Source organism: Neisseria sp. HMSC058F07, from assembly GCF_001810035.1.
Classification (GTDB): domain Bacteria; phylum Pseudomonadota; class Gammaproteobacteria; order Burkholderiales; family Neisseriaceae; genus Neisseria; species Neisseria perflava.
This window is the reverse complement of sequence record NZ_KV799696.1, coordinates 117,653-132,790: the sequence shown is the minus strand read 5'-3', so window position 1 is coordinate 132,790 and position 15,138 is coordinate 117,653. Positions and strand designations below refer to the sequence as shown.

The 15,138-nt window shown below is 47.6% G+C and carries 14 protein-coding genes; 8 read left to right on the top strand and 6 right to left on the bottom strand.

Going from position 1 to position 15,138, the window contains the following annotated elements:
* The coding region (locus HMPREF2696_RS07930) for a DUF927 domain-containing protein (protein WP_249967841.1) at positions 1-1,365 on the top strand (1,365 nt) is incomplete at its 5' end.
* Between the two features lie 1,249 nt (positions 1,366-2,614).
* Here HMPREF2696_RS07930 and HMPREF2696_RS07925 read toward each other — a convergent pair.
* The 4 genes from HMPREF2696_RS07925 to hda all read right to left on the bottom strand — a co-directional run bounded on the left by HMPREF2696_RS07925 (position 2,615) and on the right by hda (position 5,265).
* Positions 2,615-3,400 carry an endonuclease/exonuclease/phosphatase family protein gene (locus tag HMPREF2696_RS07925; protein ID WP_039862165.1) on the bottom strand — a complete coding sequence of 262 codons (786 nt, stop codon included), beginning with the start codon at positions 3,398-3,400 and terminating at the stop codon, positions 2,615-2,617.
* Positions 3,401-3,557: 157 nt separating this feature from the next.
* Positions 3,558-3,872: a TonB family protein gene (locus HMPREF2696_RS07920; protein ID WP_004519868.1), complete on the bottom strand. Its 315-nt coding sequence runs from the start codon at positions 3,870-3,872 to the stop codon at positions 3,558-3,560.
* 59 nt (positions 3,873-3,931) lie between these two features.
* Positions 3,932-4,600, bottom strand: coding sequence for a histidinol-phosphatase (locus HMPREF2696_RS07915; protein ID WP_004519869.1), 669 nt, complete (start codon positions 4,598-4,600; stop codon positions 3,932-3,934).
* Positions 4,597-5,265: a DnaA regulatory inactivator Hda gene (gene hda, locus HMPREF2696_RS07910; RefSeq protein ID WP_004519871.1), complete on the bottom strand. Its 669-nt coding sequence runs from the start codon at positions 5,263-5,265 to the stop codon at positions 4,597-4,599. Before hda ends, HMPREF2696_RS07915 begins: the two co-directional genes overlap by 4 nt.
* Positions 5,266-5,495: 230 nt before the next feature.
* On the opposite strand from hda, the gene HMPREF2696_RS07905 reads away from it, so the two are divergent.
* From HMPREF2696_RS07905 to HMPREF2696_RS07890, 4 genes are read left to right on the top strand one after another with little or no spacing between them, the layout of a single operon-like run.
* Entirely contained in the window at positions 5,496-6,134 is a 639-nt protein-coding gene (locus HMPREF2696_RS07905; protein ID WP_004519872.1) for a DedA family protein, read from the top strand.
* Between the two features lie 46 nt (positions 6,135-6,180).
* On the top strand, positions 6,181-7,617 hold the full coding sequence (locus HMPREF2696_RS07900) for an MBOAT family O-acyltransferase (protein WP_049336334.1): 1,437 nt from the start codon (positions 6,181-6,183) through the stop codon (positions 7,615-7,617).
* A 10-nt stretch (positions 7,618-7,627) separates the two neighbouring features.
* A complete protein-coding gene (patB, locus tag HMPREF2696_RS07895; protein ID WP_004519875.1) occupies positions 7,628-8,656 on the top strand; it encodes a peptidoglycan O-acetyltransferase PatB in 1,029 nt (342 codons plus the stop codon).
* On the top strand, positions 8,653-9,765 hold the full coding sequence (locus HMPREF2696_RS07890; RefSeq protein ID WP_004519876.1) for an SGNH/GDSL hydrolase family protein: 1,113 nt from the start codon (positions 8,653-8,655) through the stop codon (positions 9,763-9,765). The genes patB and HMPREF2696_RS07890 overlap by 4 nt, the downstream gene beginning before the upstream one ends.
* Before the next feature lie 108 nt (positions 9,766-9,873).
* On the opposite strand, the gene HMPREF2696_RS07885 is transcribed toward HMPREF2696_RS07890, so the two are convergent.
* The gene (locus HMPREF2696_RS07885) at positions 9,874-10,464 is read right to left on the bottom strand and encodes a LemA family protein (RefSeq protein ID WP_039862166.1); all 591 of its coding nucleotides are present in this window, start codon (positions 10,462-10,464) and stop codon (positions 9,874-9,876) included.
* Between the two features lie 142 nt (positions 10,465-10,606).
* On the bottom strand, positions 10,607-11,695 hold the full coding sequence (locus HMPREF2696_RS07880; RefSeq protein WP_070504789.1) for a metallophosphoesterase: 1,089 nt from the start codon (positions 11,693-11,695) through the stop codon (positions 10,607-10,609).
* 105 nt (positions 11,696-11,800) lie between these two features.
* Here HMPREF2696_RS07880 and HMPREF2696_RS07875 point away from each other — a divergent pair, with 105 nt between their 5' ends.
* From HMPREF2696_RS07875 to HMPREF2696_RS07865, 3 genes are all read left to right on the top strand, one after another.
* Positions 11,801-12,709 carry a Dyp-type peroxidase gene (locus tag HMPREF2696_RS07875; RefSeq protein ID WP_049343964.1) on the top strand — a complete coding sequence of 303 codons (909 nt, stop codon included), beginning with the start codon at positions 11,801-11,803 and terminating at the stop codon, positions 12,707-12,709.
* A 211-nt stretch (positions 12,710-12,920) separates the two neighbouring features.
* Positions 12,921-14,588, top strand: a complete 1,668-nt coding sequence (locus tag HMPREF2696_RS07870; protein ID WP_049343965.1) for a ShlB/FhaC/HecB family hemolysin secretion/activation protein — start codon at positions 12,921-12,923, stop codon at positions 14,586-14,588.
* 255 nt (positions 14,589-14,843) lie between these two features.
* On the top strand, positions 14,844-15,138 hold a 295-nt coding region (locus HMPREF2696_RS07865; RefSeq protein WP_141746358.1), incomplete at its 3' end, for a filamentous hemagglutinin N-terminal domain-containing protein.

Below are 15,138 nucleotides of genomic sequence, written 5' to 3'. Positions count from 1 at the left end.
GCAGACTATTTGCAGAAAGAGGGAAGCCAGACAGCCTTTACCATTACCGACCGCGCAGGCTGGCACGAAGACAGCTACATTATGCCCAGCGGGGAAACCATCACAGCGACCGACAAAAACCCCGCCATTATCTACAACGGCGACACCAGCCAAGCAAAGGCATATCAGCCAAACGGAGAGCTTACCGACTGGCAACAAAACATAGCCCGATATGCAGTAGGAAATAGCCGTTTGTGCCTTGCTTTGGGAGCTTCATTTGCCGCTCCGTTGCTTTCCCTGTTAAACGAAGAATCGGGGGGCTTCCACTTGATGGGCGATTCTTCAGACGGCAAAACCACAGCCGCAAAAGTAGCCTTGAGCGTATGGGGCAAACCATCAGGCAGCCTGTTGTCTTGGAGCGGTACGAAAATAGGCTTTTCCAACACAGCCGCCGCCCGCAATGATGGCTTGCTGGTGTTGGACGAAATAGGACAGGCAAGCCCGCACGTTATCGGCGATACTGTTTATAGCGTTATGAATGGTATCAACAAAGTGCAAGGCGCAAAACAAGGCGGAAACCGCGCTTTAAGCCGCTGGAAAGTGATGATGTTTTCCACTGGCGAAAAGACCCCCGATTCCATCTTGAAACACCATAAGGGCGATTGGAACGCAGGACAAGCCGCCCGCCTGCCTAGTATCAGAGCCGCCGCGCAATACGGCATTTATGACACATTGCATGGATTTGAAGATGGCGCATTGTTGAGTGAGCATATCGCCCAATCAGCAGAAAAATATCATGGAACGGCAGGAAGACTATTTATCCGACAGCTTTTAGACGACCTAGAGCAAGCCAAACAGCAGGCAACGGAGCGCATGGCCGCATTTATGGCAACCATTCCCGAACTATCAGGACAGGCGCGAAGAGTAGCAAAACGCTTTGCGATTGCCGCCGCTGCTTTGGAACTTGCCGCCCCTGTTACCGGCTTGCCCGTAGGTGTAGGCATGGCAGGCGTGAAAAAATGCTTTGATGAATGGCTGGAAGCCAACGGAGCAGGAAAACACGAAGACCGCCGAATCATTGAGCAGGCAGAGGATTTTATCGCCCAACACGCATTAGGCACGCGGTTTATGGAATGGAGCGATAAAAGCACCAATAAAGACCATGCAGGATATAGGAAACAGGAGGGGGAAAAATTGGAATTATGGGTAATCCGCCGTGTCTTTGCCGATGAAATCGCCCAAAGTTTCGATGAAGCGAAAGTTTGCCGCGTATTGGCAGATAATGGATTGTTGAAATATAACCACAAAAACAGAGGCTACCAACACCAGCGGAAAGGTAACGGCTGGTTTCATGTTTTAGCTACAAATATAGAACTGGACGACTAATCATTTACATGGGGTTAATTCCAAAATCCCAACCAAGCCCGCCATGACCAACACAGGCGGGCTTTTTTACGTCCAAACATTCAAGCAGACCTACTTATAAAGCATAAAATCGACAGGAAGCCCCTAAATCTCAAAAATTAGGGCTGTTCAACCCTTTCCCTATCCCTACCCTACCAAATCAACGAAACACGCTTACAGCGAAATTTTAGCCTATTTACGCCATGACCAACAAAGACAGACAAGGAATAAATAATTTCGACACCAATACGCGCGCGCGTAATCAATAATGCAGCCCCTTGAATTTTTGGAGCCCATAAAAAGGAAAGGAGACCGAAACGCGCGAATAGATAAAACTATATGCGCGAGGCAAAATCACTTGTTACCTTTGTTACCACAAAACTTAACACTTATAACTATATGAATATAAATATAAAAACACAGAAAAAACGGTAACAAATGAACATAAATTTACTTGTTACCGATTTGTTACCACTTGTTACCCTTTTATATTCATATGGTTGCGTTTAAAAAACAGGGGCGGTAACAAATGGTAACAAGGTTAAGATATGTATTTTGTTACCACGAAAGCCACGAATGACAAGCCTTTCAGCCATTGGTAACAAGGTAACAAACGATTTTTGCGTTTTTTTGTATATATACGCTTTTTTTTGCGGGCAAATGAACGGCAGAACTGATACAGACAAGAGCAGCCCGAAAGACAATATCGGACGGCTGGAAAAAATAGAGCAAACACCAGTATGGGTGTAGGCATATGACTACACCTACCAATATCGGACGGCTGGAAAAATAGGGCAAGCACCAGCCCACAAGACGGCGCGTGATTGCTGGTGTTACAATCAGACCATATTTCACAGCTTGGCAGAAATGCCACAAAATATTTTTGCCCCTGCCACCCAAACAGCTTAAACTGGCAATCTGACAAGGGGTAAATAGTGCCAAAAAAATGCCCCTACCTTAAAGTTTTGGGGTAACTTTTGGGGTAACTTTTACCGAAAACAAGAATATGATTATATTTAAATCAATAAGTTAAGTTCAAAGTACGATTGACCCCGCCTCCACCAGATTTGAAGCGCAAATTTTTGATTTAAAAAGGTTTGCGCTTTTTTATAAACTTAAACAGGCCGTCTGAAACTTTTAAGACGGCCTGTTTTTGTCTCAAATATCTGAGTGAAAAAACTTTTTCTTTCGATACATTGCCAATAGTACTTTGCTTTAAAAAATTTCAGCCTTACATTTTTCTATCTGATTTCATATTCATTTTACGATGCGGCCTAACCGTTACACTCAATGGCAGATGATCTGACAAATGTTGCCAGTCTTTACTGTTGTGAATTTCAGAATCGATGACATCAAGATTGCGCGTATAAATGCGGTCGAGGCTGAGGATGGGCAGGCGCGAAGGGAAGGTTTTGGGGCGTTTGCCTGTATTATCGACAAATACTTCGTTCAAATCTAATGCACTGCCCAGCTCACGCGCTGATTTCTGCCGCCAGTCATTAAAATCGCCGGCAATAATCAAAGGGCTTTCCGGACGAATGTACCGGCCAACGTAGTCGCTGATGGCTCGGTATTGTTTGAGGCGGTCTGGCTCGCGCAGATTGAGGTGGACGCACAGACACACCAGCGGATCTTCCCAACCTTCGGGTACGACCTCACAATGCAACAGGCCGCGTTGTTCGAGTTTATTAACGCTGATGTTGAGGTTGTTTTCCGTTTTCAGCGGCAGGCGGCTGAGAATGGCGTTGCCGTGGTGTCGTTTGGGATAGACGGCATTTTTGCCGTAGCTGCGATGATAATCGAGGCTGTCGCCGATGATGTCGTAATGCGGTGCATCGGGAAAGTCGGTACGGCGGCTTCTGTTGAGATGTTGTCCTTGGACTTCTTGTAAAAACAAAACATCCGAACCCAATGCACCCAGCGCGTCAGCCATGCGGTTGACTTGCACTTTGCGGTTGAGCGCAGACATGCCTTTGTGCATATTGTAGGAAGTAATGGTAACTGGACGGGGAGACATGATGTGTGATGAAGCGGTTTATTTGTTTTAGTATAGCACCGGAGCGTGTGGTTTTACGGCAATTTTGGTTATACTTGTTTAAAAAATAAAACGGCGTTTTGACAGAGAATTTCCCAATCAAAACGCCTTCTGTTTTTCAGACGGCCTTGCGTCCGAATCAGTTGTTGATTACTTCAACATTGGTTTCAAAAGTAACAGTGTGTTGGTATTTAGATGCGGTTTTGCGTTTCGGATAAGGATATTTGGAAACGCTTTTCACTGCGCGTTCGTCCATTTCAGGATTGCCGCTGGATTGAATGATATTTACGCGGTCAACATCGCCGGCAGGTGTTGTGAAGACATCCATCAAAACGGTTTTAACGCTGCCGTTTTGCGCTTTCATGGCTTCCAGAGTTTCGGTATCGGCTGCTTGAGCAGTACCGAATACAGCGGCAAACAACAGGGCTGAGGCGAGGAGTTTAGTCGTTTTCATGTTTTAGTCCTTATTAGGGTTGTGATTAGGTTAAATATTTCAGACGGCCTGATTCGTCGTTATTTGAAATTCAAAATCGGCCAACCTTTTGCTTTGGCTTCTTTTTCCAGCTCGGCATCCGGATTGACGGCGACAGGTTCGTCCACAATACGCAACAAAGGCAAGTCGTTTTTGGAGTCGCTGTAAAAATAAACTTTACCGTAGCTTTCAAATGTCTCGCCACGCTCGGCAAGCCATTGGTTCAATCGGGTAATTTTGCCTTCTTTCAGGCTGGGCGTACCGACATAGTTGCCGGTATATCGGCCGTCTTCGCCGATTTCAAGCTGTGTACCGATAATGTTGTGAATGCCGAAAAGATGACAGATTGGAGTAATGATAAATTCGTTGGTCGAAGAAATAACCAACATTTCGTCACCCGCCATTTGATGGCTTTGCACCAACATACGCTGCATCGGAGAAATATACGGGACAATATATTCGGCCATAAACTCGCGATGAAACTCAGCCAATTCCTCCTTGCTGAAACGGGCTAAAGGCGCGAGATGGAATTTGAGGAAGGCATCGATATCAAGACAACCGTTTTGATAGTCTTGGTAAAACTTTTCATTTTGCGCCTCGGTTTCAGCCGCATCGACTATACCTTTTTTAATCAGGTATTGCGGCCAGGAGTGATCCGAATCGGTATTGATCAAGGTATTGTCGAGGTCGAAAATGGCAAGGTTTTTCATTGGGTTTCCTGTTGTTTTAAAAGCTGGCGCAAAAGCGGCAAAGTAATGCGCTTGCCCATCATAACGGCGTAGTTGTCGAGGGTATCGAGCATTTGCATCAGGCTGTCCATATCGCGCCGCCAATGGTTCAGCAGGTATTCGAAGATTTCCGGATCGATGGTTACCTGACGGGCGGCAGCCATGCTGACGAGCGCATCGATTTTTTCCCGGTCGGTCAGCGGTTTGACTTCGTAAACCAAGCAATACGCCATGCGTGTGCGCAGGTCTTCGCGGATAACGAGTTGCTGCGGCGTATATTCGGAACTCAAAAGCAAAAAGCCTTTGCCGCTGTTGCGGAAGCGGTTGAATATGGCAAACAGTAAAGCCTGTTCTTCATTATTAAGCTTTTCGATTTGGTCAATGGCAAGATATTCCGCATCCAATGCGGCTTCTGTCAGCGGCGTGGCGGCGGCATCAATATAGAGGGCATTTCGTCCGGCATCGAGCGCCTGTGCGACCCATGCCTGCAAGAGATGGCTTTTACCTGCGCCCTCTTCGCCCCAAACATAGATACATTGCCCATGTTTGTGCTGCAACACATACACCAGCTCGGCATTTTCTGTTCCCAAAAATTTGTCGAAGCCGGGATAATCATGGCTGGCAAAATCGAAGATGAGCTGGTTCACAAAGGCGCACCGGTTAGGTTGAAATCGGCTTTATTTTACGTTGTTTTGCCGTCCACCATCAAGGATAAAGGCCGTCTGAAGCCTATACCTGCAACATATCTGCACTTCTAAACATATCTTGACGCGCTTACGGCATTGGTTTTATTCCGCTTTGGTTTTACAATGTCGAACTTCTCGCCGAAACATTTGTCTGTTCTTTTTCAGACGGCCTTTTTATTTGGGGAACCCTAGTGATTTCTACCCTTATTGATTTCATCCTCCATATCGACCAACACCTTGTCCACCTTTCCTCCCAATACGGCCCGTGGATTTACGCGATTTTGTTTGTTGTGATTTTCTGCGAAACCGGTTTGGTCGTAACGCCATTTTTGCCCGGCGACTCGCTGCTGTTTGCTGCCGGCGGTATTGCGGCCATCGGCGGCATGAACATCCACGTCATGGTATTGCTGCTCTTAGCGGCCGCCATTCTAGGCGATGCGGCCAACTTTATGATTGGCAAATATTTTGGACAAAAACTGTTTGCCAATCCTGATTCCAAAATTTTCCGCCGTTCGTATTTGGAAAAAACCCATGCGTTCTATGAAAAACACGGCGGCAAAACCATCATCATTGCCCGCTTTGTGCCAATTGTGCGGACGTTTGCGCCATTTGTCGCCGGTATGGGCGATATGCACTACGCGACGTTTATCCGTTACAACATTATCGGCGCGGTGTTGTGGGTATTGTCGTTTTCCTATGCAGGCTACTTCTTCGCCAATATCCCCGTCGTCAAAAACAATCTGGGCTTAGTCATGGCGGCAATCATCGTGATTTCGATTTTACCTGCGGTAGTCGAAGTCATCCGTGCCAAACTTAACGCCAAAAAATAACAATCAATCGAAAAGTTTGAAAGTTTAAACACATCAAGGAATTGTCATGCCGTTGCTGTCTATTGAGTTTGCGGTATTCTTTATCGTATTTTTGCCCTTGTACTGGGCATTTGCGCGTTTGCCGCAAGTTCAAAACGTTTTACTTTTGGTTGCCGGGCTAGGCTGGCTTTACCGTATCGACCCTATTTTTGCCGCGCTGATTTTGGTTTACTCGTCTGTGGTTTACCTGGTCAGCGTACTGATGTTTTCTGAAAACGAGAATATCCGCAAATTTTGGCTGGGTTGCGGTATTTCGGCGGCATTGACTGTTTTGTGTTTCTTCAAATATTTCGACTTTTTCCGCCCGATTATTCAGCAATATACGGGGCAAAGCGCCGTCATCGATATCCTTTTGCCCTTGGGCTTGTCTTATTACACTTTCCAATCGCTGGCTTACTTAGTGTATTGCTACCGCAAGCCTAAAGGAGACCGTTTTGAATGGCACGAGCTCCTACTGCATCTGAGCTTCTTCCCCACCATCACATCCGGCCCGATTATCCGTGCGGCCGCTTTTAAAAGCATAGACGGCGAACAAGCGGGCGCATTGGCGCAAATCCGCACCAAACAAGCACGCCAGCTGATTTATCCGGCTTTGGCGGTCGGCCTGATTGTATTGGGCATTGCCAAAAAGTGGTGGCTTGCCGGCGTATTGGCAGAAGGCTGGGTATCGCCTGTTTTTGAAAATCCGGCCCAGTTCGACGGCTGGGGCGTGTTGTCTGCGATTTATGGCTACACCTTCCAACTCTTTTTCGACTTTTCCGGCTACTCGGATTTAGTCATCGGCTTGGCCATGCTGCTCGGCTTCCAGCTGCCGAAAAACTTTGCCGCGCCGCTTCGCGCCATCAACATCCGCGACTTCTGGGACAGATGGCACATCAGCCTGTCCACTTGGATTCGCGACTATATCTATATTCCTTTGGGCGGCAGCAAAAAAGGCTTCGGACGTACCCAACTCAATCTGATGATTGCCATGTTGCTTTCCGGCATTTGGCATGGCTACGGCTGGAGCTTTTTGATTTGGGGCGCGCTGCACGGTGCGGCTTTGGTATTCCTTAACTGCGGCGACAAAATCGTCGGCCGCAATGCCTTAGGCCGTCTGAAAATCGGCAAACCGCTCGCCTGGCTGTTTACCTTCCATTTCGTTTGTTTCGCTTTTGTCGTGTTCAACAGCGCAACGCTTGCCGATACGGAAATGCTGTTCAGCGCATTATTTGCCAATGACAAAGGTTGGAACGCGCCTCTGCCGACCGACCTCATGTTGCTGGGTACATTTGCGATGATGCTTTCGCTGTACCCGTATTTGCTTCGCTTATTTGAAGCATCGGTAAAAGGCTTGGACAAACTGCCTGCATGGCTGTGGTTTATTCCCATCACACTTATCCTCGCCCTAATTATCATCTTCGCCCCGTCCGGCATTCCCGGCTTTATTTACGCCAACTTCTAAGGAGCAGAACATGAAACGCTTTATCTCCCTGTTTGTTTCTATTCTGCTCAGTGCGGTTGCGCTGACGTGGTTTGCCCAAAACTCCATCAATGCCTATTGGCAGCAGACCTATCATGAGAACAGTCCGCTTGAGCCTTTATCCGAATACGCTTGGTGGCGTATCGGTGCGGATTGGCAACAAAAAGCCTACGAATTTTCAGACGGCCTGAAAGCTTCACTGGAAACGGAAGACGCTTTGGCTTCGGAAGACTCTGGCATTGAAGCAACAAGGCCGTCTGAAAATACGGAAAACATTGAAGTATCCGACAATCAAAAAGACTCTGCTGCTTCCGATGCGACTAACAATACAGATACCACAGCCAGCGAGCCAAGCAATCAGGCTGATCAGTCGGCAACGCAGGTTGTATTGAAAAAAGGCAACAAAGTTTTCTTTGCCGGCGACTCGCTGATGCAGGGCGTTGCACCTTTCGTACAAAAACACCTCAAGCAAGAATATGGCGTACAATCGGTCAACCTCAGTAAACAAAGTACCGGTTTGTCCTACCCCAATTTCTTCGACTGGCCGAAAACCATCGAACAAACTTTGCAAAAAGAACCCGATATCCGCGTTTTGGTTGTATTCTTAGGCCCAAACGACCCTTGGGATTTCCCGATGGGTAAAAAATACCTGAAATTCGCCTCCCCCGAATGGGAGGCAGAATACCTCAACCGCGTCCGCCGTATTCTTGATGCAGCCTCCGCACATGATGTCCAAGTCATTTGGCTGGGCATTCCTTACATGAAAAAAGCCAAGCTCAATGAACAGATGCGCTACCTCGACAAAATCCTGTCGGGTACGGTGTCGCCTCAAGCCATTTGGTTGCCTACCGACAAACTGTTGAGCAATGGCGCAGAAGAATATGCCGACTCTGTCAAAGTAGATGGAAAAATCATCCGTTACCGCAGCAAGGACGGCATTCACTTTTCCGCAGAAGGCCAAAAACTATTGGCCGGAAAAATTATGGAAAAAATTAATTTTACACACGATACACAACCATGAAATTTAATAAAACCTTACTCCTCACGCTTCTCGCACTCCCTATTACCGCCTGCGCAACCAATGACGGCCTGTTAAGCAACTACGGCTCCAACCACCCTGCCTGGCTGAACAAACTGCAACAGCTCAACCATACTTCAGACGGCAAATTCCGCATTATCCAAGTCGGCGACTCCCACACCGCCGGCGACTATTTCACCGACCGCCTGCGCCGCCGTTTACAACAACAATGGGGCAACGGCGGCATCGGTTGGGTTTATCCCAACACCGTCAAAGGCCAGCGCATGGCAACCGTCCGTTACAACGGCAGCGGTTGGAACACCATCAGCAGCCGCAAATCATACAGCGATTTTTCTTTCGGCGGTATTGAAGCACGCGCCGATGGCGGCAGCGTTACCTTAAGCGCAGCCGACGGCAGCATGGATATGCAACAAATCTCCATTTTCGGCAAACCGGTTTGGTCAGAGCAAACCCTGACCGTCAACGGCCGCGAAATCCCTGCCACACAAAACGGCTGGCAACTGTTGCATACCAACGCTTCCCTGCCGATGACCCTCAGCAGCAGCATGCCTTGGCAAATCGGTTTCATTAATATCGAACGCCCCGGACGCGGCGTAACCGTTTCCGCCATGGGCATCAACGGCGCGCAGTTATCCCAATGGTCAAAATGGCGGCCGGGTATGTGGGAAGATTTGGCACAAACCAAAGCCGATTTAATCATCCTTGCCTACGGTACCAATGAAGCCTTTTCCGGCAATCTCGATATTTCCTCTACCGAACGGACATGGCGCAATTACATCCGTCAAATCAAAAACACCCTGCCCAACGCAGGTATCCTGATCCTCGGCGCTCCGGAATCTTTGAAAACCGCCTACGGCAGCTGCGGCAACCGTCCGGTCTTGCTCAGCGAAGTACAACAAATGCAGCAACGCGTTGCCCGTGACGAAAAAATCATGTTCTGGTCTTGGCAAGATGCAATGGGGGGCGCATGCAGCATGAAAAGCTGGATGGCTCAAGGCTTGGCAGCCAAAGACGGCGTTCACTTCTCTGCACAAGGTTACGAAACTGCAGCCGATAAGCTTGCCGACAGCCTGATCCGCTTTGCCCAATAAATTGGCCAAAGCCTAAGTATTTTTCATTAACAGTAAACAAAAGGCCGTCTGAAATTAATATTTCAGACGGCCTTTTGTGTATCACTTATTCAGCAAACTGCTTAATTTTTAAGCTAACATATTGCTGCTCATGCGTTGCGTTTGATTTTCCGTGAAACGAACCAATCCTGCCTGCTTGTCAAAGCCTAATGGCTTGGCGACAAGGCGGTTGGGCAGCTTGTTTAAATGATGGTTGTAACTTCCGGCTCTGCGGTTGTAAGTACGGCGTGCTGATGCAACTTCCGCTTCTGCTGCATCCAGCATTTCCATCAAACCCGCCAATTGCTCATCAGGATACTGTTTCAAAAGACCGTTGACGGCAGTTTGCAATTTTTTCAACGCATGATTCAATGCTGTTTCGGCTTCACACAGATGTTTGATTTTGGACTCGGAAAATGTTTTGGCAGTTTGCGCCAATGCAGTTTCGACTTCGGCACACATCTGCTGAACGTTTCGATCCGATGCAATGCCCTGCTCTTGCAGATGTTTGCTGTATGCATCCAATACATGACGGACGGCCTGATGTCGGCAGTCGAGCGCAATGCGCAAAGAGACAAAGGATTCGCGACAGTCTTTTTTGCGGTCTTTCAACTGTTGTTTGAAATACAATAAGACGGCGGCGATTGATACGAAGATAAGTGCAAGACTAATAATGCCCATAGTGAGTTCCCTAGTTATGATGCCACTCATATCGGTGGCTGATTTTATTAACATCGATTATAATCCAATTTCAATATTTTTTCCCAATTTTCATAAAAAAGGCCGTCTGAAATTCAGACGGCCTGAAGTTTATATTTCTATTTCAATGCTTTGACTTGATGTCAATAACCCACACTTCTGATTGCGAACCCAAACGCAAGGGAATGCCCCAGAAGCCGTAGCCCGAAGTGGTGAAGAAATGGCCGTTGCCGATCGCCTCATAACCGTAAGCAAGACGATAAAGCGTACGGACGATAAGGTTGGCAGGTGCAACTTGGCCGTTGTGGACATGGCCGGAGACCTGCACATCAATCGGCAGCCGGGCATGGGTTTCGATTGAAGTAGGACGGTGGTCCATCAATAAAACCGGTAATCGGGTATTTTGACCTTCTAAAAGCTGCTCCGCACTAGGACGCTTGCGATCCAAATCATCGCTCCGCCCTACCAGCAACACACCATTCACTTCCAAAACCTGATTGGCCAAAACCGTCAAGCCTGCAGCTTCCAATTCATGTTTGATACGCTTCTGATCGCGGAACCAGTCATGATTGCCCAAAGTGGCATAAACGCCCATCGGCGCAGTCAGCTTCTGCAAATGTGGTTTCATGTTTTCTTTAAGGTAGGCATCGACGGTATCGTCCATCAAATCGCCCGGCAGCAACACTATGTCGACTTTTTCCCGCTTCATGATGTCCGTCAACTTGTCCAATTGACGCGCGCCAAACAAAATCCCCAAGTGCAAATCGCTGGCCACGCCGATACGCAGCGGCTTATCCATTTTCTTATTGATGAATACAGTCTGATGGCGGACCACGGGCGTATAGGCGTTATACATCCCCAAACCGAGCAAACCGGCCACAAACAAAGGCGCAAACAGCCGCAGGCTTCGAGAAAGCGGTTGGCGTGCCACAAAACGGCGCAGCAAAAGATACAGGATAAATGTCACCAACGCGGCATACATCACAAACAGCAAGATTACCATCCAAAACGCCACCACGCGGAACATCATATGCCCCAACTCCAGCAGCAAGCCGATCAACAAGCCGTTTGTAATGAAATAGGAAATACCCATTAGCCAACGTCTGCCAACTTTGCCAATCCAAGGCGCAAACAGCCATTGCAGTGAACGCCCAAGCCCGAATGTAAACACTTGCAACAGAATGACGCTCACAAAAAACATCTTACCAAACATGACTTTCCGGCCCTAAAAAAATCAAAAGGCAGATTTTAGGCCGTCTGAAACTTTCAGTGTATAATCTCCCGCGTAAAAACCCATAATATTTTGAAAGGAATCATCATGAGCCACCCTCAATCAGCTATTATTCCTGATCACGCACAAGCCGGTATTTTTATCGAAGCAGACATTTCAGACGGCCGCAACGAAGACATCAAATCTGCCTGCCGCCTTTCTTTGGAATCCTTGGCCAAACTGAAAACCCGTTTTCCAAATGATATTTTGGGTTTGACCATTGCCTTTGGCAGCCGCGCATGGCAATCGTTCGGCCATACTGACGAAGGCAGCGAAATCAAACCTTTCCCTGAATTGGGCAACGGCCTCGCCCCCTCCACCCAACACGATCTCTATATCCACATTCAAGCCACCGAGCAAAAAGCCGCCTATGCCTTAGCTCAATCTGTTTTAGGCGCATTCGGCGACAGCATCCGCGTATCCACTGAAGAACACGGCCTGCGCCTGTATGAAGACCGCGGCTTGGACGGTTTTGTCGATGGTACGGAAAATCCGCAGGGCGATGACAATGTGCGCAATGTCGCCATTATTCCCGAAGGCAAGCCCGATACCGGCGGCAGCTATGTTTTGCTGCAAAAATACCTGCACGATTTAAAAAAATGGGATGCCGTCCCTACTGCCGAACAAGAAGCCAGCGTAGGCCGCAGCAAAGAAACCAATGATGAATTCAACGAAGACGTGCGCCTGCCCGACTCCCATCTCGGCCGCGTCAATGTCAAAGAAAACGGCGTTGACTTGAAAATTGTCCGCCGCAGCCTGCCCTTCGGCAAAATCAGCGGCGAACATGGTTTGATGTTCACTTCCTATTGCAACACGCTGCACAATATTGAAGTTCAGCTGCTCAATATGTTCGGCGATGCAGACGGCAAAACCGACTTACTGCTGAAATATTTGTCTAAAGCCGTATCAGGTGCTTACTACTACGCGCCTTCTGTCGAGCGTTTGCAAAATCTTTAACGGCTCACAGGCCGTCTGAAAAAACCTGCTTTTTCAAAGGCAGGTTTTTGTTATTTAAATTCCCTTAATATTTTTATGGTATTATCATAAAAATTTATCCCATTGTTGCTTAATAAACCCTGATTGCAGACAAGGATAAAAACCGATACGCCCCAAGCAGCTATTTTCGATAAAATAAACCCAATTATTATCCCTATAAAATTACGACACCATGTACAAATCCCGCCTTCTTCCCCTGCCCGTATTGATTCTCTCCGCGCTAAACGCCTATGCGGCCAATACACCGAATCCGCTTAATCAAATCGATAAAAACGTACCCAACCAATTCGACAAAGACTTCCGCGACAATCTCGATCAGATTCATTCGGTCGAAATCCAAAAACGCGAGCAGTCGGCATGGGATTTACAGAAAAAACAAGATAACGACACGGTTGCACAAGAGGTGCCGTCTGAAAACAATACCGAATGTTTGGATTACACCGGGATCGAACTTTCCGGCATTACGCTCATCGATTCCAAAAAGATTGAAGCCAAGCTCCCCAAATGCATCAATCAAAACAACATCAACCAACTGAACCGGGATATCGTTGCCGAATATATCGCTCAAGGCTATCCGCACACGCAAATCAAATTTGAAACCACGCCTGAGCGTGTTTTGAAATTAGCAGTCATCGAAGGCAAAATCCGTGAGATTACCGGCGGCTCCCGTACAGTCAACGTCGACACCCTCTTCCCCAATCATCAAGGCAAACCGCTGAACATTCAATACCTCGACCAAGGTATCGAACAGGCAAACCATGTTGCTGGCAACAACGTCAGCATCGATGTTTATCCGCATGATGACGGCACCGCCTCAATCCAACTCAACAACGATGCCGAAAAACATTGGGGCGGCAGCGTCACCATTGACAATAAAGGCAACAAACCCAATACCACGACACTGCGCGGCAGCCTGAATGTCGGCAGCCCGTTGGGATTGAGCGACTCCCTTTATCTAAACGGCTATACCAATCTAAACAACCACGACAGCCATTACAGTCGCGGCGGCAGTATGTTCTATCAAGTTCCTTATGGTGCATGGACATTCAGCACTTACGCCGCCGCGTCGCAATCGCAAAGCATCTTAACGCCCAGCGTAACACGTTATGCCTACCGCTCCCAATCCAAAGCGGCAGGAATCAAAGCAGACCGCGTATTCTCACGCAGTCAAAAACATATTACCTCCGCCTATATCGGCATCGATTATGTGAAACAGACTGCAAAATTTGCCGACAGCAAACTGGAATTGCAAAGCCCGGAAGTCTATTCGACACAAGTCGGCCTATCGCATACAGCCATCCTGCCAAACGGCATTTGGCTCAACAATATCGGCGTGGAACAAGGATTTGCGAAAAATACCGAACACACGCCATTCGACAAGCGTTATACCTCTGTATCCTTGCAGAGCAATTTGATTCAAAACCGTCCATTGGGTAAATGGATCGTGCGCAACCATCACCAAATAGACGCCCAATATAGCCCGCATGATTTGTTTGCCGCCAAAGAAATGGACATCGTCGGTTATCAAAATGTACGCGGTTTCCGTTCAACTTCTTTGAGCGCAAACAGCGCAGTCTTGTTGAGCAATACCGTTTATTTCCGCCGCAATACGCCCCACGGCATCTATATCGAGCCTTATCTGGGCGCAGACATCGGCGTTGCCAAAAACAATAACGAAGGTTCGCAACGTGCCATGGGCTTAGTGGCAGGTTTGAATTTGGGCAAGGCGGACAAATGGCAGCTTTCTGCCGACTACGGCAAAGGTTTTGCGCGCATGCCCAACCAATCAAACAGCGAAAAACAGGATCATGTGACTGTTTCTTTACGCATTCCATTTTAAAGTTATGTAAATATATATCCTTTTATCCAATATATAAACCGCCCATCTTACCGTTATTAATTTTCCATTAATATCAATGAGATGGGCGGTTTTTATTTGCATTTGAAATAGTGCACACAAGGCCATACTGGTGGTATGATTGTAAAAAAATTCATAACAATGTTAATACATTCAAAAATTTCCTCAACAGAAATCCAATACCCGATATGGGATTTCTGATTCAATCTCCATCACGATAAATAAGGATTAAAATCCATGAAAATCGACACTTTATATCAGCCTAAGCTCTCAGCTTCCGGCAAAGTAACTGTCGCCGTGTGCTTTGCATTCCTGGGAAATGCAGCGGTAGCCGCCAATATCGAAGCCATCGGCCAAACTTCGGTACAGCAGCAACACAATGTTGACATCGTCAACATTGCCGCACCGACGGCTCAAGGTCTTTCTCACAACCAATATAACAAGTACAACGTTTCCCAACACGGTGCCGTTTTGAATAACGCCCTGTCTGCCGGTAAATCCCAACTGGCCGGAAACCTGTCTGCCAACAAAA